General features: G+C 60.3%; 19 protein-coding genes. 17 read left to right on the top strand and 2 right to left on the bottom strand.

Annotated features, from left to right (window positions below):
• Nucleotides 1-62 precede the first annotated feature (62 nt).
• The 10 genes from ACR30Z_RS01255 (at nt 63) to ACR30Z_RS01210 (ending at nt 11317) form a co-directional block, all read left to right on the top strand.
• On the top strand, nt 63-647 hold the full coding sequence (locus ACR30Z_RS01255; RefSeq protein ID WP_434371003.1) for an acyltransferase: 585 nt from the start codon (nt 63-65) through the stop codon (nt 645-647).
• Nucleotides 644-1735, top strand: a complete 1092-nt coding sequence (locus ACR30Z_RS01250; RefSeq protein ID WP_144649918.1) for a DegT/DnrJ/EryC1/StrS family aminotransferase — start codon at nt 644-646, stop codon at nt 1733-1735. The genes ACR30Z_RS01255 and ACR30Z_RS01250 overlap by 4 nt, the downstream gene beginning before the upstream one ends.
• Nucleotides 1735-2721: a Gfo/Idh/MocA family protein gene (locus tag ACR30Z_RS01245; RefSeq protein ID WP_144649917.1), complete on the top strand. Its 987-nt coding sequence runs from the start codon at nt 1735-1737 to the stop codon at nt 2719-2721. Before ACR30Z_RS01250 ends, ACR30Z_RS01245 begins: the two co-directional genes overlap by 1 nt.
• A gap of 187 nt (nt 2722-2908) precedes the next feature.
• Complete coding sequence (glf, locus tag ACR30Z_RS01240; protein ID WP_144649915.1) at nt 2909-4093, top strand: UDP-galactopyranose mutase; 1185 nt, start codon at nt 2909-2911, stop codon at nt 4091-4093.
• Entirely contained in the window at nt 4090-6096 is a 2007-nt protein-coding gene (locus ACR30Z_RS01235; RefSeq protein WP_144649913.1) for a glycosyltransferase, read from the top strand. The genes glf and ACR30Z_RS01235 overlap by 4 nt, the downstream gene beginning before the upstream one ends.
• Nucleotides 6097-6098: 2 nt before the next feature.
• A complete protein-coding gene (locus ACR30Z_RS01230; protein WP_144649911.1) occupies nt 6099-6956 on the top strand; it encodes an ABC transporter permease in 858 nt (285 codons plus the stop codon).
• Nucleotides 6957-7688 carry an ABC transporter ATP-binding protein gene (locus tag ACR30Z_RS01225; RefSeq protein ID WP_144649909.1) on the top strand — a complete coding sequence of 244 codons (732 nt, stop codon included), beginning with the start codon at nt 6957-6959 and terminating at the stop codon, nt 7686-7688. It begins immediately after the preceding gene.
• Between the two features lie 72 nt (nt 7689-7760).
• Nucleotides 7761-9875 carry a DUF6541 family protein gene (locus ACR30Z_RS01220; RefSeq protein ID WP_434371002.1) on the top strand — a complete coding sequence of 705 codons (2115 nt, stop codon included), beginning with the start codon at nt 7761-7763 and terminating at the stop codon, nt 9873-9875.
• Between the two features lie 2 nt (nt 9876-9877).
• Nucleotides 9878-10357 (top strand): GtrA family protein, encoded by a 480-nt coding sequence (locus ACR30Z_RS01215; protein ID WP_144649906.1) that lies wholly within the window; start codon nt 9878-9880, stop codon nt 10355-10357.
• A gap of 3 nt (nt 10358-10360) precedes the next feature.
• Nucleotides 10361-11317 carry a glycosyltransferase family 2 protein gene (locus ACR30Z_RS01210; protein ID WP_144649904.1) on the top strand — a complete coding sequence of 319 codons (957 nt, stop codon included), beginning with the start codon at nt 10361-10363 and terminating at the stop codon, nt 11315-11317.
• A 72-nt stretch (nt 11318-11389) separates the two neighbouring features.
• Here the strand turns inward: ACR30Z_RS01210 and ACR30Z_RS01205 are convergent, their stop codons facing one another.
• Nucleotides 11390-14686 (bottom strand): chitobiase/beta-hexosaminidase C-terminal domain-containing protein, encoded by a 3297-nt coding sequence (locus tag ACR30Z_RS01205; RefSeq protein WP_434371001.1) that lies wholly within the window; start codon nt 14684-14686, stop codon nt 11390-11392.
• A 365-nt stretch (nt 14687-15051) separates the two neighbouring features.
• Between ACR30Z_RS01205 and ACR30Z_RS01200 the strand changes: the two genes are divergently transcribed.
• The 3 genes from ACR30Z_RS01200 to ACR30Z_RS01190 all read left to right on the top strand — a co-directional run bounded on the left by ACR30Z_RS01200 (nt 15052) and on the right by ACR30Z_RS01190 (nt 18030).
• Nucleotides 15052-15846, top strand: a complete 795-nt coding sequence (locus ACR30Z_RS01200; RefSeq protein ID WP_434371000.1) for a hypothetical protein — start codon at nt 15052-15054, stop codon at nt 15844-15846.
• Nucleotides 15847-16031: 185 nt separating this feature from the next.
• Nucleotides 16032-16469 carry a hypothetical protein gene (locus ACR30Z_RS01195; RefSeq protein WP_244296653.1) on the top strand — a complete coding sequence of 146 codons (438 nt, stop codon included), beginning with the start codon at nt 16032-16034 and terminating at the stop codon, nt 16467-16469.
• 214 nt (nt 16470-16683) lie between these two features.
• Nucleotides 16684-18030 (top strand): neutral/alkaline non-lysosomal ceramidase N-terminal domain-containing protein, encoded by a 1347-nt coding sequence (locus tag ACR30Z_RS01190; protein WP_434370999.1) that lies wholly within the window; start codon nt 16684-16686, stop codon nt 18028-18030.
• Nucleotides 18031-18137: 107 nt separating this feature from the next.
• Here the strand turns inward: ACR30Z_RS01190 and ACR30Z_RS01185 are convergent, their stop codons facing one another.
• The gene (locus tag ACR30Z_RS01185; RefSeq protein ID WP_434370998.1) at nt 18138-20567 is read right to left on the bottom strand and encodes a GH25 family lysozyme; all 2430 of its coding nucleotides are present in this window, start codon (nt 20565-20567) and stop codon (nt 18138-18140) included.
• Nucleotides 20568-21167: 600 nt separating this feature from the next.
• Here ACR30Z_RS01185 and ACR30Z_RS01180 point away from each other — a divergent pair.
• From ACR30Z_RS01180 to ACR30Z_RS01165, 4 genes are read left to right on the top strand one after another with little or no spacing between them, the layout of a single operon-like run.
• Nucleotides 21168-22391 (top strand): CpaF family protein, encoded by a 1224-nt coding sequence (locus ACR30Z_RS01180; protein ID WP_434370997.1) that lies wholly within the window; start codon nt 21168-21170, stop codon nt 22389-22391.
• Complete coding sequence (locus tag ACR30Z_RS01175; protein WP_434370996.1) at nt 22391-23245, top strand: type II secretion system F family protein; 855 nt, start codon at nt 22391-22393, stop codon at nt 23243-23245. Before ACR30Z_RS01180 ends, ACR30Z_RS01175 begins: the two co-directional genes overlap by 1 nt.
• Complete coding sequence (locus ACR30Z_RS01170; RefSeq protein ID WP_434370995.1) at nt 23242-24183, top strand: type II secretion system F family protein; 942 nt, start codon at nt 23242-23244, stop codon at nt 24181-24183. Before ACR30Z_RS01175 ends, ACR30Z_RS01170 begins: the two co-directional genes overlap by 4 nt.
• A gap of 59 nt (nt 24184-24242) precedes the next feature.
• Nucleotides 24243-24494: a hypothetical protein gene (locus ACR30Z_RS01165; protein WP_144649890.1), complete on the top strand. Its 252-nt coding sequence runs from the start codon at nt 24243-24245 to the stop codon at nt 24492-24494.
• The last annotated feature ends 99 nt before the right edge of the window (nt 24495-24593 follow it).

The raw sequence follows: 24593 nt of genomic DNA, 5'->3' as shown, positions 1-24593 counted from the left end.
CTCAGCTAAGATGAATCTCGTTGTCGCGTGTGCTCAATGAGGAAGGACCTTCACCGGTGATAATGGTTGCAGAGAGCGCCGATGTTTCAGACAAGGCGGTAATTGGTGATGGATCAAAGATTTGGCATCTGGCCCAGGTCCGCGAGCAGGCCGAATTAGGCGTCAATTGCATCGTGGGACGCGGAGCCTATATCGGCACCGGGGTCAAGATGGGGGACAACTGCAAAGTCCAGAACTATGCACTTGTTTACGAGCCCGCGGAACTGGAAGCCGGTGTCTTTATCGGCCCGGCCGTCGTGCTGACGAATGACACCTACCCCCGGGCAGTCAGCCCGGATGGAAGCTTGAAAAGTGCGCACGACTGGGAGCCCGTCGGCGTCACCATCCGTGAAGGTGCCTCTATCGGCGCCCGCGCAGTGTGCGTAGCCCCCGTGACCATTGGGCGGTGGGCCACAGTTGCCGCCGGAGCTGTAGTAGCCAAGGACGTCCCCGATTTTGCCCTGATGGTCGGGGTCCCGGCGAAGCGCCATGGTTGGGTTGGCAAGGCCGGTTTCCCGCTTCAGCGCAGTGGCGACAACTGGGTATGCCCCGAAACCGGCGCCGTATATGTTGAACAGAACGAAATCCTTCGAGAGGTAGAGGCATGAGCCCCGAATTCATTCCCCCCGCCAAGCCCATCATCGGCGAGGAGGAGCGCAAGGCAGTAGATGCCGTGCTGGCCTCCGGTCAGCTCGCCCAGGGTTCGGAGGTAGCGAGTTTCGAGCAGGAATTCTCGCAGGTCCTCCTTGATGGCCGGGCCGCTGTTGCTGTCAACTCCGGAACTTCCGGTCTGCATCTCGGTCTATTGGCTGCTGGGATCGGTCCCGGCGACGAAGTCATCGTTCCGTCGTTCACGTTCGCTGCGACCGCCAACTCAGTGGCACTCACGGGCGCAACTCCGGTTTTCGCTGATGTGGACTTGGACCATTACACGCTGGACCCCGCTTCCGTGGAGTCAAAAATCACAGACCGCACTGCGGCCATCATGCCGGTTCACCTTTACGGACACCCCTTCAACGTTGACGCCATCGGTGCCCTTGCTGCCAAGCACGGCGTCAAGGTCTTCGAGGACGCAGCCCAAGCGCACGGCGCTGCCGTCAACGGTCGCAAGGTGGGCACTTTCGGCGACTTCGCCATGTTCAGCCTTTACCCCACCAAGAATATGACTTCCGGCGAAGGAGGCATGGTCAGCACGGGCGTCGCGGACGTCGAACGCCGCCTCCGGCTGCTGCGCAACCAAGGCATGGAACGTCAGTACGAAAATGAGCTGGTTGGCTTCAACTGCCGTATGACCAACATCCATGCGGCCATCGGCCGAGTGCAGCTGACCAAGGTTGAAGGCTGGACCAGGACGCGCCAGGAGAATGCGGCGTTCTTCGATGCAAACATTGAAGGTGTCATCACTCCCAAGGTCGCTGAGGGCTACGAGCACGTCTACCACCAGTACACGATTCGCATCGCTGAGGACCGTGACGGATTCGCCAAGGCCCTTCGCGAGGAGTACAACGTCGGCTGTGGCGTTTACTACCCCATCCCCAACCACAGGCTGGCTCCCTTCCAGACCTCGGACGATCTTCCTGTCACCGAAGAGGCCGCAGCGAGCGTGCTGTCCCTTCCGGTCCACCCGTCGCTGAGCCAGGATGACCTTGACCGGATTGTTGCCGCGGTCAACGCCATCGCGAAGGCAGGAAGCTAGTGGCAAATCTGCGTGCCGGCCTCATCGGGTTGGGCATGATGGGACGCCACCACGCTCGCGTTATCCGTGAGCTTGAGGGTGTTGACCTGATTGCTGTCGCTGACTCCTTTGGCGACCCCCACAACGTCGCCGATGGCCTGACAGTCTTCAATACTGTTGAGGAACTGATCGCCCAGGGCATAGACATGGCTGTCGCCGCCGTGCCGACGATCCTGCACGAGGAGGTTGCGCTTCAGCTCGCTGAAGCGGGTGTTCACTGCCTCGTGGAGAAGCCGATCGCCAACGATTCAGCGTCGGGCCGACGGATCGCCGAGGCTTTCGAGTCCAAGGGCTTGATTGGCGCTGTCGGGCACATCGAACGGTTCAATCCGTCGCTGCAGAGCCTGAGGGAGCGGCTGGAGAACGGCGACCTGGGCGAGGTATATCAGATCAGCACGAGGCGGCAAGGACCATTCCCTGCTCGCATTGCCGACGTGGGAGTGGTCAAGGATTTGGCGACCCACGACATTGATCTCACGGCGTGGCTGGCACAGAGCAACTTCGTCAATGTCGTTGCCCACACCACCTCCCGCAGTGGCCGGGAGCATGAGGATATGGTTACCGCCATTGGCCACCTCAAGAGCGGCGTTGTGACGAACCACATTGTCAATTGGCTCTCACCCATGAAGGAACGCACCACAGTGGTTCTCGGTGAACGCGGAGCGTTCATTGCAGACACGATTTCCGCCGACCTCACCTTCGTCGAGAACGGTACGTTCCAGACAGATTGGGATTCTGTCGCGGCGTTCCGCGGCGTTTCCGAGGGATCCTCCACACGCTTCGCTTTGGCGAAGCGCGAGCCCCTCAAAATGGAACACGAAGCCTTCCGCGACGCGGTCCTCGGGAAGTCGCTCAACATCGTCACGATGGCTGAGGGACTCGAGACTCTGAGGGTTGCGGAGGCCGTTTTGGCATCCGCGGAATCCGGCTCAGTCATCACGCTCTGACTCAGCCTTAGCGAGTAGGGCATGAGGGGGAGGCTGGCCGCTGGCCAGTCTCCCTCTGCCATTTGTCGAGGTGCCCCTTAGCCGGGCAGCGGCGTCCCCCGATACAGGGAACGCGCGCCACGTCGGGTAGCCTTGACCAGTAGACGTGGGCATTTCTGTGCCCGCACGCCAATACACAGGAGAGTTTGTGAACGCTGATCTCGTCGTCGTCGGCTCGGGTTTCTTTGGCCTGACCATTGCAGAACGCGCCGCTACCGAGTTGGGGCTGAAGGTCGCGGTGCTTGATCGCCGCCACCATATTGGAGGAAACGCCTACAGCGAAAACGAGGCCAAGACTGGAATCGAGGTGCACCGCTACGGCGCTCACCTCTTCCACACCTCGAATGAACGCGTTTGGGAGTACGTGAATCGCTTCACCAAGTTCACCAGCTACCAGCACAAGGTCTACACCAGCCATAAAGGCGAGGTGTACCCGATGCCCATCAACCTGGGCACCATCAACCAATTCTTCCGTTCGGCAATGAGCCCAACCGAAGCAAAGGCTCTTATCGCCGAACAAGCCGGTGAACTGGCCGGCACCGATCCGCAGAACCTCAATGACAAGGGCATTCAGCTCATCGGACGCCCGCTCTACGAAGCGTTCATCAAGCACTACACAGGCAAGCAGTGGCAGACGGATCCAAAGGACTTGCCAGCCGAGATTATCTCGCGCCTACCGGTTCGTTATAACTATGACAACCGGTATTTCAATGACACCTACGAGGGTCTGCCGGTTGACGGTTACACAGCATGGATCGAACGCATGGCGGACCACCCGAACATCGAGGTCATCCTGAATGCCGACTTCTTCGACGACGGCGAGTACGGCAGGTCCTCGGTCCTCGGCCAGGTGCCGGTCATCTACACCGGCCCTGTGGACCGCTACTTTGACTATGCCGAAGGTGACCTTTCGTGGCGCACCATCGACCTCGAAGAAGAAGTCCTTCCCATCGAGGACTACCAGGGGTGCGCTGTCATGAACTACCCCGACGCCGACGCCGCCTACACGCGTATCCACGAGTTCCGCCACTTCCACCCCGAACGCGACTACACCAAGGACGCGACCGTCATTATGCGGGAGTTCTCGCGCTTTGCGGAAAAGGGCGACGAACCGTACTACCCCGTCAACACTTCAGACGACCGCCAGAAGTTGCTGGCCTACCGCGACCTCGCTCGTGGCGAGAAGTCGGTCCTCTTCGGCGGCCGGCTCGGAACGTACAAGTACCTCGACATGCACATGGCCATCGGTTCCGCCCTGTCCATGTTTGACAACAAGATCAAGCCGCACTTCACCGGCGGCGCCAAGCTTGAAAGTGGGGGAGTGGACGCATGACGGCTACTACAAACGAAAGCCAGGAGATTGCCATGACTGCCACGACGGACGCTCCTGCTTCGACAGGCGAAAACCTGCGCATCGTTCAGCGCGTCATTTTCCCAGCGAACCGCGACCTCGACACGCTCCCGCTCTACGTTGACCCCGACACCAACAAGGTGAAGAAGGAAGATGGCGGCAGCACCGCCGTCGTGCAGGCTGTCGGCATGGCCCGCAAGCTGCACCCGGAAGACATCCTGGACCGAGGCTCCGTGCAGGTGCGCCGCGGCGAACGTCTTTCCTTCGGCTCTTACTTCAATGCCTTCCCTGCCAGCTACTGGCGCAAATGGACTGTTGCTACAAAGACCGTCCTGCATCTGGAAACAGAGGGCGAGGGAACGGTCATTGTCTACCGCTCCAATGCACGCGGCGCCTCCCAACGCGTGGACTCGATCCTCGTTGAAGGCACGGCCAGCAACGACTTTGAGTTGACGCTTGCTCCCTTCGGTGACGGTGGTTGGTACTGGTTCGATCTGATTGCCGGCGGCGACGGCATGACGCTGACGGGCGCCCACTGGGCCGTTCCCGACGAAGGCCGCCCGCAGGGAAAGGTCACTCTGGGTGTTACCACCTTCAACCGTGCGGACTACTGCCTCGAAACCATCAAGTCAATTGATGCTGATGCAGGGCTGCGCGAGATCCTCGCCGAACTGATCATCGTGGACCAAGGCAACAAAAAAGTTGCCGATGAGGCCGGATTCGACGCCGTCGCAGAGTCAATGGGTGACCAGCTGCGAATCATCAACCAAGGCAACCTTGGCGGCTCGGGCGGCTTCGCCCGCAATATGTACGAAATGGTCGTCTCCGACAAGAGCGACTACGTCATGCTGCTGGACGATGACATCGAGCTTGAAACTGAAGGCGTCATGCGCGCAGTAGCGTTTGCTGACCTCTGCCGAAAGCCCACCATTGTCGGTGGACACATGTTCGACATGTACAACAAGTCAGTTCTTCATGCCTATTCGGAGGTCGTCAACTTCTACCGCTTCCTCTGGGGCCCGGTTGAAGGGCTCGGCAACCACGATTTCTCTGCTGCTGGTTTGCGCTCGACGCCGCAGCTGCACAGGCGTTGGGACGCGGACTACAACGGTTGGTGGATGTGCCTCATCCCAAAGACCGTGGTGGAAACAATTGGCCTGTCCCTCCCTGTCTTCATTAAGTGGGACGACGCAGAGTACTCCCTCCGCGGCCGTGCCGCTGGATTCCCCACCGTCACCCTTCCCGGCGCAGCGGTTTGGCACGTGTCCTGGGCTGACAAGGACGATTCTGTCGACTGGCAGGCCTACTACCACGAGCGCAACAGGCTTATCGCGACGCTCCTGCACTCGCCGTTCCCCAAGGGCGGACGTATTCTGCGCGAAAGCCTGAACACAGACGTCAAGCACCTGGTTTCGATGCAGTACTATCCTGAACAGGCCCGCATCATGGCACTGCGTGATGTCCTGGCCGGACCGGGCAATCTTCACCAGCAACTGCCCACCACCATGCCGAAGCTCCGCGCGATGCGTGAGGAATTCCAGGATTCGCAGGTCAAGACTGATCCCGGTGCCTTCCCGGAGGTCTTCCGCAAGCGCCCGCCGAAGAAGCCACAGTCCTACAAGCAGCCCGGCGCACTGGGCCTGCTTCCGTGGGCTGTGAAAACTGTCCTGAAGCAAACGCTGGCTCCGGTCCGCGATTCCGCCAAGGAAAACCCTGAAGCTCAGGTCGCCCACCAGGACGGCAAATGGTGGAGCCTGGCTCACTTGGACAGCGCCGTAGTCTCCAACGCCGACGGCACGGGGGCTTCATGGCATCTCCGCGATCCGAAGTTGGCCCGTCAGTTGGTGGTCGAATCGGCCAGGCTGCATGCCCAGCTCTTCTCGAATTGGGAGACCCTCCGGGCCCAGTACCGTGAGGCGCTTCCGGAGATCACCTCGATGGAATCGTGGCGGAAAACCTTTGAAGCTTCGGAGCCCAACAAGTAGCGATGTCAAACTCCACTGATACTTATGCTGTTCCCGGGGTGGGTGCCGGACTGCTGGATGTCTACCGGCGCCGGTACCTCCTCAAGCTGATTGTCCGCAAGGAACTCCGTGTCCGCTACCGCGGTTCGGTGCTGGGTTTGGCGTGGTCGTACGTCAAGCCGCTGGTGCAGTACGTGGTGCTGTTCTTCGCCCTCGGCATTGTCCTGCGGGTTGGGGACCAGATACCCAACTACGCGCTGTACATGTTCTCCGGCGTCATCGTCATCAACTTCTTCTCCGAAGCATTTTCGAATGCGACGCGGTCGATTGTGTCGAATGCAGCTCTGGTCAAAAAGATCTACCTCCCGCGTGAGCTTTTCCCCGTGGCGTCAGTCTGGGTAGCGGCGGTCCACTTCCTGCCGCAGTTGGTCGTCTTGCTCGCCGCGGCACTGCTAAGTGGTTGGCATCCGGATGTCATGCAGCTCTTTGGTGCCCTGCTGGGGTTCATCATTGTGGCAGTCACAGCAACGGGCCTCGGCTTGTTGGCCGGTGCCATCAATGTCTTCTTCCGGGATGCCGAAAACATCGTGGACATGTTGATGATGATTGTCACGTGGACTTCGCCGGTCCTGTACTCCTGGACCATGATCCGCCGGCTGGCAGAACCTTGGGTCCTGACCATCTATCAGCTGAACCCCATTACCGTTGCCGTGGAACTGTTCCACTGGGCGTTTTGGTATCCCACCGTCGATGCATCCGTCGAACTGCCGCCTCATCTCCTGGTGACTGGGTTCGTCGGACTGGGCATGGCGGCATTGTTCCTAGTTATTGGCCAGATCGTCTTCCGACGGCTCGAGGGCCACTTTGCGCAGGAGGTCTAGATGGGCGCTGCAGTAATCGTCAAGGGCCTGAAGAAGACCTTCAACCTCCGCCATTCCCACTCCCTGAAGGAGACGCTCGTCTGGCTCGTTAAGGGCCGGAAGGGTGACCTGACCAAGAAGTTCGATGCCCTGCACGACGTCAGCTTTGAGATTCAACCGGGCGAGACCGTAGCCCTGTTGGGCTTCAATGGCTCGGGCAAGTCCACACTGCTGAAGCTCATCTCCGGTGTCATCCTCCCCGATCAAGGAACCGTGCGTACCAAAGGCAGGGTAGCCGGACTGATCGAGGTGGGTGCGGGCTTCCACCCAGACCTGTCGGGGCGTGAGAACGTCTACCTCAATGCCGCCATCCTGGGGATGACGGAGCAGGAAATTCACGAGAAGTTTGACGACATCGTCGCCTTCTCCGAGATTGAGCAGTTCATTGACACCGAAGTAAAGTTCTACTCTTCGGGAATGTTCCTCCGGCTTGCCTTTGCAGTAGCCGTCCACACACAGCCGGATATCTTCCTCGTCGACGAGATCTTGGCCGTGGGTGACGAACCCTTCCAGAGGAAGTGCCTGGCCAAGATCAAGCAGCTCTCTGACGAAGGGCGAACCCTGGTGGTGGTCAGCCACGATCTCGACATGATTTCGCGAATCTGCGACAGGGGAGTCGTACTGTCTTCCGGCACCGTGCAGTTCGAGGGACCCGCCGACCAAGCTGTGGCTTGGCTGAGGGAACGCAACTAACCGGCATTCAATTGCAAGAGTCGTCTGTCAACGGATGGCTAGTGGAAGCATCTAAGAAAGGCGATCGTAGGAATGGGTATCGGCCCGCTGCTGTTGTGTGTACTCCTGATCGTTGTGTTGTGGTGGGGCCCAGGCTGGATTCTGGGCGAAGCGTTGGGCGTTCGCCGTGTGTTGCTGCCCGTGGTGGCACCTCTGCTTGGCATGGGCGTGTTGACGGTTATTGGCGTCATGGGCGACGCGCTGGGACTGAGTTGGCAGCTGCTTCCGGTGATGGCTGTCCTGCTGGTGCTGTCCGGCATCCTCTTTGGGCTGAGGATGGCCTTGAAGCGCTACTTCCCTGACAAATTCGATGCGCCGATCCGTACGCAGCCAAGCATCTTCGGCAAACACCGTTTCGCGGGCTCGTGGTGGATCCTTCTGGCGGGTCTGATTGCCGGCGGCGCTGTGGCTGCCGTGTCGTGGATCGTTGGTACAGAAGGTCTCCTTGGAATCAACCAGGACTGGGACATTCCGTGGCATGCCAACATGATCCGGTTGATCTCGGTGAACCACGAGTGGGATCCGAGCATTGCGGGTAACTTCGCTTACTACGACACCACTATTCCTGAGGCTCCCATCCGGAGCTATCCGATCGCCTTCCATGCAGTGTTGTCATTGTTCTGGCCAATGAGCGGCGTCAGCATTCCCGTCTTCCTCAACGTCTTCGTCCTGGTGATGATGGCAGTGCAGCTGCCATTGAGCACCATGGCGCTGACCATGCTTGTCACCCGCCGGCCGATTGCTGTAGCCGCAGCCGCCGCTGTTTCTGGCTGGTTTACGGTGTACCCCTACGATCTCCTGTGGCGCGGTCCGCTGATTCCGTTCTTCGCTGGCATGTTGCTGGTGGGTCCCTTTGCGCTGCTTGCGGTGAAGGGCGCCGTGGAGCGGCAAAAATTCTGGATCCCCGGTATTGCCTTTGGGGCGGTGGGTTTGATCGCCGTTCACCCATCACTGGCCTTCGTCGTGCTTCCCGTGCTCCTCTTCTGGATGCTGTCGGCCTTGGTGCGTCGCAAGGGCAGAATTCTGGGCATCACGGTTTACCTGGCGGTCTCCGGCGTCTTTGCAGTTGTCCTTGGATGGCCGATCATCGCCCAGATGTTGAAGGAATCCGAGCGCGTATCCAAGCAGGTGTGGGCTGCGGACACCGACCGCAACGGAGCTATCCAGAACGTCATCTTCCTGAACCACGGGTCAATGGCCATGCCCATCCTGACGGCTCTTGTAGCCCTTGGGTGCCTGGCCGTCGTGCTGAGGATCCGCATGTGGTGGTACTTCGGTCCCGTGCTAGCCTTCGCTTTCCTGTCGGTCTACACCATGGGCACTGATAACCCGCGGTTCATGACCCTGACGGCTCCGTTCTACGACGACCAGTGGCGCATCTTTGGCATCCTGGTGATGCTTCTGGTGCCGCTTGCCGGTTTGGGAGTGGCACAGTTGGCGGAAGCAATCGCTTGGCTGATCGGAAGGATCCGCAACAGGACCTCGGCTTCCCGGGATGACGGAAACAGGACGTCCAGGCGGCCCAGCCATGTGGTGACAGCCGTAGCTGCAGCCGCGGTGCTCTTGATCAGTGGCATCGCAGCCATTCCGTACTTCAAGCAAAACGCCCAGCGGATCAACATCAACACGAAGGTGGATGGGGCGACGCTGAGCGCATCGGAAGTGGGCCTCCTGAGCAAAATTGATCAATACGTGCCGCAGGACGCCACGGTGCTGAATGACTCGTGTGACGGCTCGGTTTGGATGTACGCCCTCGGCAACCGTATGCCGATGATCCGTCACTTCGAGATCCTACCCACGAACAGGCAGCTGCTTGTCCTTCAAAAACTCCCGGAGCTGGCCACGGATCCTGCAGTACGCGAGGCCGCTTCAGAGCTGGGCATTGAGTGGGTCTATATTGCAGATGGCAGGATCCGGGCATGGGACGAGCCCAAGGCAGGGCTTACCCAGCCTGACGCCATTCCATACCTTAAACTCGTGGTGCGCGAAGGAAACGCCGCTCTCTACCAGATCGATTGGTCCCAGTTGCCTGGAGGGAAAGAGGCCTTCGACGCGGCCGCCAAGGACCGCCTTCAGCTTGATGGCGTTTCGGGAATCCTTGAGAACAGGAACCCGGATGGGATAGCCCCGCTAGGAAGGATCTGCTGATCATGAAGAATTTCATCCGGAACTTCCTGGCTTCCAGCTTGTTCAAGTTCCTGCTGGTAGGCGGATTGAGCTTCCTTGTGGACCTTGGTCTTCTGGCCCTCTGCTTCCAGGTTTTCGGCTGGCCGTTGTGGCTGGCCACAGGCGCCGGGTTCTGGGGAAGCTTCTTCTTCAACTACTTCCTGCAGCGCCACTTCGCTTTCAATGGCGGTGGAACGGCGCTGGGCGGAGTCCTTCGATATTCGGGCCTCCTGGCCTTCAACACGGTTGCCGTCATGGGAATTGTTGAGCTTTTCCAATTCCTGGGTGCCGGATACGTCGTGGGCAAGGTCGTTGCGACAATCGTGACGATGGGATGGAACTACTTCATTTACAAGCACTGGATCTTCCCGCAAAAGAAGCAAGCGAAGAGCGAACAGCCAGATGGCCAGTCGGGTACCGACACGCCAACACAGAAACTCACACCTAACAGCAGCGAAGGATAATCGATGTATCGAGGCGTTCGAATTGCCGCGGTAGTACCGGCCTATAAAGAAGAAAACCACATCGCGCAGGTCATCGAAACGATGCCTGATTTTGTTGATGACATCGTCATTGTTGATGACTGCAGCCCTGATGATACTTCGGGTGCCGCCCTCCGCGCCGACGACGGCCGGGTCACCCTAATTCGGCACGAAGTCAATCAGGGTGTGGGCGGCGCTGTCTTGACAGCCCATAAGGCCGCCATGGAATTGGGCTCCGACATCAACGTGGTCATGGCCGGTGACGCCCAGATGGACCCCGAGTACCTTCCCCAGCTCCTGGATCCGGTAGTGGATGGCTATGGCTTCGCCAAGGCTAACCGTTTCTTCTCGGGTGAGTCTTTTGCTGGTATGCCGGGTTACCGCATCTTTGGCAACATTGTCCTGTCCTTCATGACGAAGCTCGCTTCGGGTTACTGGCACATTTTCGATCCGCAGAATGGCTACACAGCAATCCGGACGGAAGTCCTTCGTCGCCTGCCCATGAACAAAGTGGCAGCACGATACAGCTTCGAGAATGACCTGCTGATTCACCTGAATATCCTCGACGTTCCGATCGTGGATGTTCCGATTCCTGCCGTCTATGGAAACGAAGTTTCCAGCATTAAGCTGCGGAAGGTCATTCCCGAGCTTCTGGCGATGCTCTTCGGCGGTTTCTGGCGCCGTGTGTGGTGGAAGTACATGGTTTGGTCCTTCTCTGCAGTTGCGCTGCTGCTGATCGCGGGTCTTGTCCTTATTGTCATGGGCTTGGTTGCCGGAATCTGGGTCCTTGCAGCTAGTGTCGGATCTCCGACTGCGGGTTCGGTGATGTTGGCTGTGGTGCCCTTTGTGCTGGGCGTTCAGATGCTGTTGGTGTCACTCCAACTGGACATCCAAGCCAGTCCGGACAGGCCCACCATGCATCCCATGAAGGAACGCACCTAGCAATTGCTGTAGAGGCTTGCATGGAGGAAGAGCCCGGACGCCAAGCGTCCGGGCTCTTCCTTTTGCTATCCCTTAGGGAAGGGAAGTGAAGCCTCCCCAGCCCCAGCCCACCTGGCTGCGGGAGAGCCATCCGGATGTTCCATTACCGGGGTACAGGAAGAGGTTGCCACCGGCGTCACGGGCGAGCACGTCATTCTTGCCGTCCCCATTGAAGTCGCCAGGGCCCAGGATAGCGGTCATCCCGCTCCAGCCACTCCCAACCTGAACCCGGTTGAGCCACCCGCCCGTCCCATTGCCGGGATAGAGCCAGAGGATGCCCGAAGTGTCCCTGGCCAGGACATCGGTCTTGCTGTCGCCGTTGAAGTCGCCAGTGCTCAAGATAGCCGTCATGGCGTTCCACCCCGTGCCGATCTGAGCGCTGGAAGCGAAGCCGCCTGTGCCATTCCCGCGGTAGAGCACCAGGGCTCCTGCCGAATTCCTGGCCAGGACATCCGCCTTGCCGTCACCGCTGAAGTCGCCCGGTGCGAGTATCAGGGTCATGCCAGCCCAGCCTGTCCCGGCCTGGACCCTCGCTTGGAGGCCCCCTGTTCCATTCCCGGGGTACAACCAGAGGACGCCGTTGGTGTCGCGGGCCAGGACATCGCTCCGTCCGTCACCGTTGAAGTCCTTGGTGGGAACGATGGCATTCAACGAGTTCCAGCCTGTGCCCAGAGACCGTTGGGTAAGCCACCCTCCGGTACCGTTGCCCGGATACAGCCAGAGCGTGCCGCCGTTGTCGCGCGCCACGACGTCGTTCTTGGCGTCGCCGGTGTAGTCCTTCCAGGTGTTGACCGGGGGCGCCGTCACTGTGTACGCCTGCGTGACGATGGCTGAACTGTTGTTGGACGCATCAACTGCGAAGTACTTCAAGGTCATGGCCGTTGTCAGCGTTATGGCCGTGGAGTACTTGTTGGCTGCAATCGCCGTCGGATTCGTGCCGTTGGTTGTGAAGTAGATACTCGATCCTGGTTCGTTGGCCGTGAGCGTGATCTGCTGGTTGGCAGGGTAGCTGCCCGCGGGCGGCGCCACTGCTACCACCGGGGGCGTTGTGTCCAGGACGGTGTATGCACGGGTAGCTACCGCAGAGGCGTTTCCGTAGGCATCGACCGCCAGGGCCTTCACGGTGGTGTTGGCATTCAGGGCAAATGCTGCGGTGTACGCCTTGGTGGTTCCCGTGGCGGAAGTGGCGGGGTTTGTGCCATCCGTTGTGTAGAAGATGCTCCCGGCTTCATTGGATGACATTGTCACCAGTTGGCCCGAAGCGTAGGCGCCGGCGGCGGGATTCACGGTCAAGGTGGGTGCCGTGTCGTCCCGGATGTACGTCTGTGTCGCAACGGCTGAGGTGTTTCCCGCGGTGTCCCGCGCGAAATACTTCAGGGTCATCGATGTCAGCGGTATCGGGCCGGAGTAGACAGGGCTGGAGGCCGTAGGCGTCGTACCGTCCGTGGTGACGAAAACGGTGGCTGCCTCATTGACAGACAAGGTAATGGTCTTGTTGGCCCCGTATGTTCCTCCGACAGGATCGACTGAAACAACCGGAGGTGCCGTGTCGGCTGCGAAGACAGTCACGTTCCTGGTAGCCGTGGATGTGTTACCGGCGTTGTCCCTGGCTTCCACGGTGAAAGTGGCAGGACCACTTGGAAGATCCGCATAGGCCTTGGGCGACGTGCATGCCGTGAACGCGTTGGAGCCAAGCTTGCACCTGAACCCTGCAATGTCCGGGGATGAGGATGTGAAGGCAAAGGAAGGCGCGATGCCCACCGTTGCTCCTTCTGCCGGGGAGGTGACCGAAACTTGAGGCGCAGTCAGGTCGGCGGTTACCGTCACCGATGCCAGCGCACTGACGTTGCCGGCCATATCCGTGGCCCGAACCCTAAGCACGTGCTGGCCTGCTGTTGCAAGGTTGAATACGTACCCGTTACTGCATGCTGTGAACGTGGTGGTGGAATCGACCGAGCAGGCCAAAGTGGAATCCGCGGCCGAAGTGACACCCAGGACTGGCGACCCGTTGACAGTTGCCCCGGCAGCGGGTGACGTGATCACCGGTGCAGCGGGGGCGGTCAGATCCACCGTGAATGTCCGCGAGACGGGAAGGCCTGACGGTGCGGCCCGGACGGAGAACGTGTAGGCGCCGTTGGCCAAAGCCGTTGACGGCGTGAAGGTGCCGCCTGTGCAGACCTGCCACACCGGCGTCGCGGTGCTCAACTGGAGGCTGCACTCAAGGGCTCCGCCTGGCGGCGTGGACGCTACTGCGAACGTGGGCGTCGAATCGTTGGTGAAAGCCGGGTTGGCGGCTTGGGTTCCGTTGGCCGCCGTCGGGCCGCTGACGATGGACGGCACCACGCCGCCCAAAGTGAGTAGCCTGCCGCGTTCTGCGGGCTTCGCAGGTTCGAGTTGTCCCGGATCTTCCATCACCAGCAGCTTGCCGTCTCGCATGGTCAAGCCGCCCACTTTGCTGAAGCCGAGGGCCCACTGGTTGTCCACCGTGTCCGTGCTCAAGTCAATGCGGGAGATGGTGTCCTTGCCTGCGTCGGCGGTGGTGGTTCCACCGCCGGTACCGGTGTAAAGGACCAGGGGAGACTGCCAGTCGTAGTAGATCGCCGTCGGCTTGCCGACGTTATAGAGCGGTGCGGGTACGAAATTGGTCAACACACCGTCATCGGGTGCCGTGAAGACGGTCAACCCGGAGGTCTCGGCGACATACACCACAACGTTGCCTGCACTGTTGCGGTGCGTGGCAGCCAAGCTGAGGGAACTCGAGTTAACGGATGCGATGGACTCGATGCTCGGGTGGAGAGCTGTTGGGTTTACGATCTTGACGATTGACCGCGCATTCGCGAAGGACAAGTAGATGTTGCCGTCCGGGCCGTCACTAACGGCGTTCGGACGAAGATCGCCGTCAAAAATAGTCAGCGCGCCGTCGTAGTCGAAGACGCCTTCGTCGGGATTCCACAGCGCGCGTACGACGTCTGAACTTCCGACGGCGGCATCCGGAATGAACGCGATTTCGTCGCCATCGCCGTGGCTGGCAGGAGACGGATCAATCATCGCTGGAGTTCCAGCCAAGGCCGGCCCGCTTCCGTGACCGGTAAGGGTGCCTCCCAAGCAAGTGTTGGTTTCCAGGCCTCCAGGCGTTGAACCGGAAGCCTCCGTCACCCGGCAGAAGCCTGCACGTGCATCCGAAACCCACAGCCTGCCATCCGGGTCCACCAGTGTGCCCGCGGCCTTGGTGAGGCCAGTAGCCACTGTCTGGCGGGCTTGGTCTGCGAATGCCGGGCCGGCCCCGAGCACACCGGTCAGGGCCGCCGTAGCCAAGCTGGCTGTGGCCAATGCTGCAGTGACTTTGTGACGATGCCGTCCTCCAACGAGTCCGCTCCAGGCAGAGGTATGGGAGGTTTCATGAGAGGTTCTTGAGCGACCGGCGAAGGCAAGACATGCCAAACCAAGCTGAAGAACACTGCGATTGCGCGTGTCCACCGAGGGATCCCCACTTCATTCGGATGCTCCCCAGCTCCGCATGCATTGGTTATTCGCCCCACGCCGTTTCCGGCTGCGTCTTAGTACATCTTCCCCCAATTTTCACATTTGTCACTACTGAAATTATTTAGGCTGCTCATGTGGCTCGCATATCCGTCGGGTGGGCCGACATCTTGACCGCGCAACAGCGGCCCCCCACGATTGAGGTGGAGGTCACAATGCGCAGACTAATTCCGATGGCAGCATCGATGATCATGCTTGTGGCTGCCTGCTCGGCTCCATCGCCGCAGCCATCCGCCGGAACCAGTTCGCCGGCCACCAGCAGCGCCGGCGCAACCGCGCAACCCAGCGGGTCGCCGTCGGCAGGTCCCGGAGATGGCACGCCAGGGGCCGTTACGACCCCAGGTGACGATGAACCTGGCCGCTACGCTTACCTGTGCACCAGCCTCGATGCCTCGCCCGAAGTGCAGTTGTCGAGCCTCGCCGAAGTATGGGCTGCAAATAACTACACGAGAATGGCTTCCTGCGAGGTCACCTTCGCGGGGCCGGAACCCTTCGAGGCCACGCCCCGTGAGGCAGAAGCAATTTCGACAGCTGAACCGCAGGGAGCCGGCACGGATGATGGCCTGGCTACCATGCTGGACGTCCTCCGATTGTGCACTCGGGTGAGCGACGAAACCGGGCCGGGCGGATTCGAAGAGGCAAACCGAGGAACATTGCTGGCCGCTGCCGCGTTTTGTCCCGATGCGCCTCAAGGAAAAATCATCGCGGGCTGGGCGCAAGGCGCGAGGGTGGGAGACGGCAGCCATGCCGTGGGTGAAGCTCTGGAGCCAGGCGGCGTGCAGCTGGTAAAGCCTGGTCCGGCGGCCAGCGAATGCACCTGGTCCGTCACGCGTTCGGATGGTTCCGTGGTTGCTGATGGGGGATTGGCTGAGGCGGGCCAAATGGTCGCTGTGGAAGCCGGCCAAAACTTTACTAGTGACAAATGCGGAATTTGGGGGAAGATGTACTAAGACGCAGCCGGAAACGGCTTGGGGCGAATAACCAATGCATGCGGAGCTGGGGAGCATCCGAATGAAGTGGGGATCCCTCGGTGGACATGCGCAGGCGCAGTGTTCTTCAGCTCGGTGTGGCAACAATTGCCTTGGCCGGTTGCTCAGGAACCAAAGTAGATACTTCCCAACCTTCCGCACTTGATATGGCGCCTGTTGTCGCGAACGACGACAAAGTCCCCATGGAGCGGCCGGAACCTCTGATCCGTTATCAGTTCACTTGCACGGCGGCCGACGGCAGCTTGATAGGCAAGTTCTCAAGCCTGGAAGAAGTCTGGGCATCAACGAGATACATGCACATCACCGATTGCCAAGTGGCATATGTCGGAAGCGGGCCACAGGTGCTGACTCCCGAGGAAACAGCTGCAGTCAACACCGCCGTGGCAGCAGGTGCTCCACCCGGCCAGGCATCGGAGCTATGCCTGCGCATCGTCAGGGCATGCACCCGTACTGATCACAGAACGCTGGCTGCTTCGCTCGCAGGCTACGGGGTGCCAGTGGTGAAGGGCGCACTGACGCTGGCACCATTGGCCCCGCAGGCCGCACTCTTCACCCGATGGCTCAAGACTGCAGCGGTGGGTTAGTTGCCATCGACCGGGTGTGCGCTGCCGTGAATTTCTGACAAAACGCACCGTTTGAGAGGGCGACATCCGTCCTTTCCAACCGCACTAAATGGTGGGACCGCATGGTCTAATGAAGGTGGTCTCACGTATTGGCTGTTCATCGTATTCGGGACACGGACTTTGTTTGGAGGCAAACGAAGATCACCCGTTGCGCACAATCAAGGAGTGATCTTTTATGGCGTTTCGAATTGGAACTGCAAGCGCTGACATAACGCCGTCGCTGAGCACCAATCCGTATATGGCTGGGTACGGTTCTACGGACGGCGGACGCGAGGCCACCAGCAGTTCACCTTTCGAGCCCTTGTATGCCCGGGCCATCCTCATCTGGGAAGACGCCCATCCCCACATCATCATCAGCCTTGATGTCCTAGCGCTGCCGAGGTCAATGCACCAACGGATCCGCGACAGGATCATCGACCTTGCGGCTTGGACCAGCAGCGACATCCTGATCCAGGCGACACACACGCACAATGGTCCCGCTTTGATTGACACCCTGCATCCCTTCATGGCCTACGGATTGTCTGACCTGGGCTTGGTGCGTTCCTACAGCGCTGACCTGGAGGACACCATCGTGAATCTCGCGCAGGAAGCCCTGGACGCGGACGAAACCGCGGTGACATTCGACTACAAAGTCTCGACCCAGAATTTTTCGGCGAACAGGGTCGGCTTGCCCTACACGGAGACAGCAGTGCCCATCCTGGTGGCCCGGCGTGGAAACGGTACACCCGCGGCAGTCATCTTCAGTTATGGTTGCCACCCGATCAGTGCAGGTTTGCGCACGCTGTTCGATGGAGATTTCGCTGCCGGCGCCTGCAATTACATTGAGAACCGGAACCCGAATTGTTTCGCGATGTTCGTGCAAGGCCCGGCCGGTGACCAAGATCCTGGGGGAGTCCGCAGCTGGGAACTCAGGGACCAGCATGGGGATGCGCTTGGTGCGACCGTCCACTCAAACATGCAGTCTGCGGGGCGTGCGCTCAGCGGTCCCATGGTTACCCGCTACCAGGAAGTCCAGCTGCCGTTGGACATTACACCCACTGCGGGGAACCTCGCCGCAGTGCGTGCTGCCTATGTTGCCCGGCTCGCGAATCCCAACGGCCAGCCGCAGTGGTACCAGCGGCACGCGCAGGTCATGATTGGGCGCATCGACAGCAACAGTTACGATACTGCCGTTCCGTCGCCTTTCCAGGTATGGAAATTCAACGGCAGCCCACAGTTGAAGATCGCCATGATCGGTGGTGAACTCGTCAGCGGTTACGCGGCCTACTTCCGAAACCGCAATGGCGGAACGAACGGGATCATTGTGGGCGGTTATGCAAATGAATCATGTTGCTATATCCCCAGTAATGAATTCTTTCCGCCCTTCATGCCCCTTGGAAGCTACGAAGGAGGGTGGGAACCCGATTTCCCGGGAATCGCAGGCGGCTCCATGACGGTATACGGGCATCTGGCGCATTTCAAGGGCGGCACGAATGGCGTAGAAACCACTCTCATCAACGCCATGAATTCACTGCTCGCGTAGTCACGTAAAACCGCAGGTTGAAAGCTGCGAAGCAGTGAGGGCCTGTCCCCGGAAAAGACCGGGGACAGGCCCTCACTGCTTCGCAGGACAGGCTTTTCAGCCTGGCGCTATTTTGCTGCCGGGGCGAGGATGGTCAGGCCGTTCCAGCCAGTACCTATGCGGGTCGCCGTCCCCCAGGACTTGTTGGTTCCCACTGGGTAGTATCGCAGTTCCCCGATGGTGGTCCGGGCGATAATGCCGCTGGAGCCGGCTCCGGCAAAGCCTCGAACCGCCCCGAAGCTGGAAATGACATTCCAGCCCGTACCAACCACACTCGCTGCTTCCTGCACGAAGTTGCCAGTGCCATTGGAGCGGTAAAGCTTCAGGTCGCCGGTGCTGTTCTTTACCAGGAGGTCGGCATTGGAGTCTTTGTCGAAATCCATTTGAACGATCTCCAAGCCTGTCCAGCCCGTGCCAATGGCAACACCCGTGGAAACAGTCTTTCCGGAGGGGTTGTTGAAGTAATACAGCCGGCCCGTGGAGTCATAGCCCACGATGCCGGGGTGGGCGTCTGCCTTCTTCCAGGTACCGACGCTCAGAGTCCAGCCCTTCCAGTTGCTGCCAAGGGATATCGGCGATCCAAAGCCACTGCCGTTCCTGCCGGGGTAGACGTTCAACCGGCCGTCGGACCACTGCGCCACGATGTCCAGCGCGCCGTCCCCGTTCCAGTCCGTCACGAATCCGGCTTTGAGGCCCGCCCAGCCGGTTCCGATCAGGTCTTCCGGCATGAGCGCCGTGGCACCAGTGCCGGGGTAGCGGTAGAGGTTGGCGTCCGGTCGGACGGCCAGAAGGTCCTCTTGGTCGACGCCGAGGGTTGTCTCCACATCAAGGGCGGCACCGCTGATCAGGCTTGCATCGTTCCAGCCCAAACCAATGAGGCTGCGGTTGCCCCATGTCCCGGAGCCCGCAGGGTAGTAGTAGAGATCACCGTTCGAGGCCCGGGCATGCAGCCCCTGGGAGTCCGCTCCGGTGAAGTTTATCGAGGAGCTCACGGACGTCATGCCTCCCCAACCGGATCCGATCACCCGTCCAGGCTCGTTGAAAAAGCCGCCCACGCCATTGGATCGGAACAGCCGGAGGGTGCCGTCCGCGGTCCGGGTGACGATGTCCTGGTTGCCGTCACCGTCGAAGTCGATCTGGTTGAGTTGGTGGCCGCTGAAGCCCGTGCCGATCAGGACCCCGTTCCCGAGTCCACCACCGCCGCTGTTCGGGTATCTGTACACGTTGCCCAGGTAATCCTGACCTATGACGCCGGGATACCCGTCCTTGTAGTTCCACCACCCTACGGTCAGGGACATTTCCTGCCAGCCGGAACCAACTTGGATGGGAGCATAGAAACTGCCTCCAGGAGCGCCGCGGAACACCTTCAAAGTGCCGTCGGACCACTGGGAGAGGATGTCCTGGACGCCGTCCTGGTTCCAGTCCACGACGTACAGCGCTTTGGCCCCGGCCCACCCTGAACCTATCGCGACAGGGCCGGTGATTCGACCGGTCCCGCTGGCAGGGAATGCGTCCAACCGTCCGGCCGGGGTGGTGGTAAGAATGTCGGCTGCTGACTTGATGGACGGGTTTGATGGGTAGGAGACCCCCCGGGCGAAAGTCCTCAGCTGGTCGTAGCTGCCATTGAAGATGTTGGAATCGCCCTCGAAGGGGCCAGTGCTGCTGTACTGCCACATTGTGTAATTGCCCCAACTGGCCGGCATTGATCCCGGGGAGTTTGTTGGGTTGTTCCAGTACGAGGCGATCCACAGTGGGTAGCTTCCGAACGTGGAGTTGCCCACGCACGTGTTCCACCAGTCCGTGGTGCTGTAGATGACGGGGAACCGGCCGGTCAAGGCCTTGACCGTGTTGCCGAAGTCGGCAGCCCACTGTCCCAGCTGCGCTTTGGACATGTCGTAGCACGTGTTGCCGAAGTAGAAGCCATTGATGGTGCGTCCGGCGTAGGGGTTGTATTCAATGTCCAGCACAGGCGGGAGCGTATAGCCGTCGGCCGTCCAGCCACCGCCGTTTGCTACGAAGTACCTTGCCTGGTCAGCGCCAGAAGACCAATTGGGAATGGCAAAGTGGTATGCGCCCCGCACCATGCCAACATTGCGTGAGCCGTTGTACTGCTGCGTGTAGTTTTCGTTGAGGTAGTAGTTGCCTTCGGATGCCTTGACGTAGGCCCATCGGGATCCCTGGTTCCACTGGCTCTGCCAATTGACGTTGCCCTGGTGGGCGCTAACATCCTGTCCAGCAATGCCGATGCTTGGGCGCCAGTGTCCGGGGTCAGCGGCCATGGGAACCGCTGACGTGACCGCATTTCCAATGGCCCGCGCACCAGAAGGGGCCGACGCGCTTTTGTCCTGCTTCGCGGCCAAAACCCTGGGGGACCTTTGGCCCATTTCGGCACCGCCGGCTGGGATGGCTGCCCGCATGGCCGCCTTCATGGCCTCGGCGTCCGGGGCGTTGCCCGGCATCGACTTTGTCGCGGGGAGCTGCGCTTCGGGTTCACTCAAGGGTCCCGAGGCAGGCACGGGCGCATCTGCGGGAGAGGACTCGACGGCGGTCGGCGGCGCTTGCTGCTCGGGCGCCTGCGTTTCGGGAAGGGTAAAACTGCCGTTAGGTAAGGGATCGGTACTGTTCCCGGCGGGCCGAGGTCCTTGTGATGGCGTTGATACCTGTGTGTCCGAGGGCGGGGCAGGTCGCGGTCCAGTGGTCTCAGCCCACGCAGGAGCTCCGATGCAGCTGCCCGCAACGAGGGCGATCGTGAGCGCTAGGCCTGCCCGTGCCAGCGGGATGCGGCGGACCGGGTCAATTGAACGTCTTTTCATCTTCACATCCGGCCCTGTACCGCGGCTCAGCGGCGCATGGTGTGGCTTGCGGACAAGCTCCGGGGCGGGCGCCTGCGCATGGGACCAAAGGCCAGCTCCTAACGGCCTTTACCCTAACATCCTGAAACTGGAGTGACTAGTGGGATGGAGGTTGCTGACGTGACTGGTGATCCGAGGTTATCCACATCTCTTGAGAAGCAACTTGAGGCTGATAAGTGGCTCGCTTAGCGTGAATGACTCGAGATGCGCCTCTCGTTTACGGGTTCTAAATCATTTGGGGGAGATGTGGATGCTGTAGGGATCGTCGAAGGCGAGGTCCGGGAGCTCATCCGACGCCGCGGGCTTGATCCGTTGGAACAAGCTGCGGATGTCCGGCGCCTTGTTGAGGCGGCGGTCAACGACTACGACGAACGGACGCTTCTGGGCCCGCTTCCGCCGCTGGGCCACCTTGAGACCGCCCGACGACAAATTTTCGATGCCGTGGCGGGGTATGGGCCACTCCAGCCACTCCTGGATGATGCCGGGATCGAAGAGATATGGATCAACGCTCCGCACGAGATCTACGTTGCCCGTAACGGTGAGTCCGAGCTGACGGCCATAAGTCTCAGCGAGCAGCAGGTTCGCGACCTCGTTGAAAGGATGCTGAAAAGCTCGGGCCGCAGGCTGGACCTTTCGTCGCCCTTCGTTGATGCGGCCCTGCCGGACGGGTCCAGGTTGCACGTGGCGATTCCAGACATCACCCGGAAGCACTGGGCCGTCAACATCAGAAAATTCATCTCGAGGGCAAGCCGGCTGGAACACCTCGTGGACATGGGAAGCCTGACGCCTCAGGCCGCCAGATTCCTGGGTGCGGCAGTGGCCAGTGGGCTCAACATCCTCGTATCAGGTGCCACCCAGGCCGGGAAGACCACCATGCTGAACTGCCTGGCTGCGAATGTCGGTTCCCGGGAACGCGTCATCACGGTGGAGGAAGTCTTCGAATTGCAACTTCCTCTACGTGATGTGGTCGGGCTGCAATGCCGCCAGTCCAACCTGGAGGGGGAGGGCGAAATTCCGTTGAGGCGGCTTGTTAAGGAAGCACTGAGGATGAGACCGGACCGGCTGGTGGTTGGCGAGGTCCGCGAAGCGGAGAGCCTGGACATGCTGATTGCGCTCAATTCCGGGCTTCCCGGAATGTGCACCGTTCACGCCAACTCCGCCCACGACGCCGTCACCAAGATCTGCACGCTCCCACTGCTGGCAGGAGCGAATATTTCCAGTGCCTTCGTCGTCCCCACTGTCGCATCCTGCATCGACCTCGTAGTGCACTGTGCCCGGCACTCCACGGGCCGGAGGCAGGTGACAGAGGTACTGTCGCTGGGCCGACGCGTCGAAAACGGGATCATCGAGTCTTCAATAGTGTTCGGAATGGTCGCCGGACAGCTCCAGCCCCATGCCAACTCCATGCCGGCCGCGGAAAAATTCTCCCGTGCAGGTTTTGATGTTGCTGCGCTCCTGGAGTTGAACTGATGGCGCCACTGTTGGGGATTATATGCGGGCTTGGGGTGTTCCTCGTGTGGTGGTCAGCGTGGGAGCAGCCGTCTTCAGCCACCAAGGCTAGTAAGCCTCGACGCCTTGACCTCCTGCTGGTGTCCGCAGGAATTGAGAAGGTCAGCGGCGGTGGACTGCTTGCTACATGTGCGGGTTTGGGCGTCTTTTCACTCCTTGTGTTCTACATCTTGACGGGATCGCCGCCGGTGTCCGTGTGCTTCGGGCTCTTTAGCTCCTGGATTCCTTTCGCGGCTGTGCGTTGGAGAGCGCGGAAGCGGCGGGCGGCACTCCGCCTCCTGTGGCCGGACGTTGTTGACCATATGCGTTCCGCCATTCGCGCAGGTCTTGCCTTGCCGGAGGCACTGATCCAACTGGGTCACAAGGGGCCGGAGGAACTGAGGCCGTTGTTCCTGGACTTTGGGGCAGATTACAGATCCGGTGGTCAGTTTGACGCTGCCCTGAACAAGCTCAAAGATCGCCTGGCAGATCCCGTCGCGGACCGCATTGTGGAGGCACTTCGAATGACCCGCGAAGTGGGAGGTTCGGACCTCGGACGCATGCTCGGAACCTTGGCCGAATTCTTGCGTGACAGCGCGCGGACCCGGAGTGAGCTGGAGGCCCGGCAATCGTGGACCATCAATGCGGCGCGGCTGGCTGTAACGGCGCCATGGATCGTCCTGATGGTGATGGCCAGCCGGCCGGAAGCAATGCTGGCCTACAACTCCGGCATGGGAGCCATGGTGCTGCTCGGTGGCGTGTTGGTCTCAGTCGTCTGCTATTCCGTCATGCTTCGCGTTGGTGCGTTGCCTGAGGATGAGCGGATCCTTCGATGAGTACTTCCACCGCGTTTGCAGTCCTGTGCGGATTGCTTCTTGGAGCGGGCAATTGGTTGATCCTCGCGCGACTGCCTTTCATGCGGAGGCCGACATTTTCGGACCGCATCGAACCACAGTTGAAGGCCCGGAATCTGGAATCGCGCCTTCTGCGCGCCCCAACACATAACTTGACGCCGTTTGGACCGCTCGAACGGATAGTCCGTCCTATCTTCCGCGATGCAATGGCTTATCTACCCCGCGTCAACGTCGGGTCCGATGCCTTGGGGAGAAGGCTCGCGCGTGCCGGGTCGTCGAAGTCGACTCTTGATTTCAGGGCAGAGCAGCTTCTGTGGGCAGGCGCGGGTTTTGTGCTCGCATTGTTCTTAGTAGCCGCTGGCGCAGCTTCTGGGCAATTCAACCCAGCGGTGTCATTGGTTTCCGTCATGGGCAGCGCGTTGGGCGGTTACCTGCTCCGCGATTATGCGCTGGGTCAGCGGATCAAGCAGCGGGAAACAAGAATGCTGTCCGAATTTCCAAGCCTTGCCGAACTTATGGCGCTCGCGGTTGCCGCCGGAGAAAGTGCCATGGGTGCGATGGACAGAGTTAGCCGCAGCTCACACGGCGAGCTCTCCAAAGAATTCGCCATCGTCTTGGCGGACGCACGCTCCGGGAAGCCGCTGGCAGAGTCCCTTCAGGCCTTCGCTTCACGGGCCGAGCTGCCTCCGCTGGTCAGGTTCTTCGACGGTCTGGTGGTTGCCGTCGAACGCGGGACACCCTTGGCCGATGTTCTGCGGGCGCAGGCTGCGGATGTCCGTGACGCCGCAAAACGCGAGCTCATGGAGTCGGCCGGTCGAAAGGAGATCGCCATGATGGTGCCGGTCGTCTTCGGCGTGCTTCCACTCACGGTTCTCTTCGCAGCCTTTCCGGCCATATCCGCTTTGGAATTGAGTCTTTAGTGCCTCATCAAGAATCCACGAACCACCACTAACTGGTACCACACACGTTGAGGAGAACCATGAAACGAATCACGAAACGAATCACGAAGCACGCGCCAGCCGCATTCATCCTGCTCCTTGGCTGCGGCTGGTGGCTCCTGACGATGGCAACGCGGAGGGCGCCCTTGACGGAAGAACGTGAGCGCGGCGATGTACCAGGCTGGGTGATGATCACATTAATGTCAGCTGTCCTCGTTGCCGCGCTTCTTGCGCTGGCCACGCCAGCTTTGGAGGGCCTCTTCAACCAGGCAATAGACATGGTGGGCAAGTAGGACACTCGGCGGGCAGAACCCGCGTTTCCTGCCACTGTTCCTCCACCGCACTGAGTTCCCATCCTGCGCAGCGGGGAGCCAAGGGTGAACCACGGCCGG

Source organism: Paenarthrobacter sp. FR1 (genome assembly GCF_051106045.1).
GTDB lineage: Bacteria > Actinomycetota > Actinomycetes > Actinomycetales > Micrococcaceae > Arthrobacter > Arthrobacter nitroguajacolicus_A.
This window is presented reverse-complemented; position numbering and strand designations above follow the sequence as displayed.

Coding starts and splice junctions, on each gene's coding strand:
- ACR30Z_RS01190 (WP_434370999.1), top strand. CDS start 16,684: ATGGCGTTTCGAATTGGAACTGCAAGCGCTGACATAACGCCGTCGCTG.
- ACR30Z_RS01165 (WP_144649890.1), top strand. CDS start 24,243: ATGAAACGAATCACGAAACGAATCACGAAGCACGCGCCAGCCGCATTC.
- ACR30Z_RS01230 (WP_144649911.1), top strand. CDS start 6,099: ATGTCAAACTCCACTGATACTTATGCTGTTCCCGGGGTGGGTGCCGGA.
- ACR30Z_RS01225 (WP_144649909.1), top strand. CDS start 6,957: ATGGGCGCTGCAGTAATCGTCAAGGGCCTGAAGAAGACCTTCAACCTC.
- ACR30Z_RS01210 (WP_144649904.1), top strand. CDS start 10,361: ATGTATCGAGGCGTTCGAATTGCCGCGGTAGTACCGGCCTATAAAGAA.
- ACR30Z_RS01255 (WP_434371003.1), top strand. CDS start 63: ATGGTTGCAGAGAGCGCCGATGTTTCAGACAAGGCGGTAATTGGTGAT.
- ACR30Z_RS01250 (WP_144649918.1), top strand. CDS start 644: ATGAGCCCCGAATTCATTCCCCCCGCCAAGCCCATCATCGGCGAGGAG.
- ACR30Z_RS01195 (WP_244296653.1), top strand. CDS start 16,032: ATGGCGCCTGTTGTCGCGAACGACGACAAAGTCCCCATGGAGCGGCCG.
- ACR30Z_RS01170 (WP_434370995.1), top strand. CDS start 23,242: ATGAGTACTTCCACCGCGTTTGCAGTCCTGTGCGGATTGCTTCTTGGA.
- ACR30Z_RS01235 (WP_144649913.1), top strand. CDS start 4,090: ATGACGGCTACTACAAACGAAAGCCAGGAGATTGCCATGACTGCCACG.
- ACR30Z_RS01215 (WP_144649906.1), top strand. CDS start 9,878: ATGAAGAATTTCATCCGGAACTTCCTGGCTTCCAGCTTGTTCAAGTTC.
- ACR30Z_RS01175 (WP_434370996.1), top strand. CDS start 22,391: ATGGCGCCACTGTTGGGGATTATATGCGGGCTTGGGGTGTTCCTCGTG.
- ACR30Z_RS01220 (WP_434371002.1), top strand. CDS start 7,761: ATGGGTATCGGCCCGCTGCTGTTGTGTGTACTCCTGATCGTTGTGTTG.
- ACR30Z_RS01200 (WP_434371000.1), top strand. CDS start 15,052: ATGCGCAGACTAATTCCGATGGCAGCATCGATGATCATGCTTGTGGCT.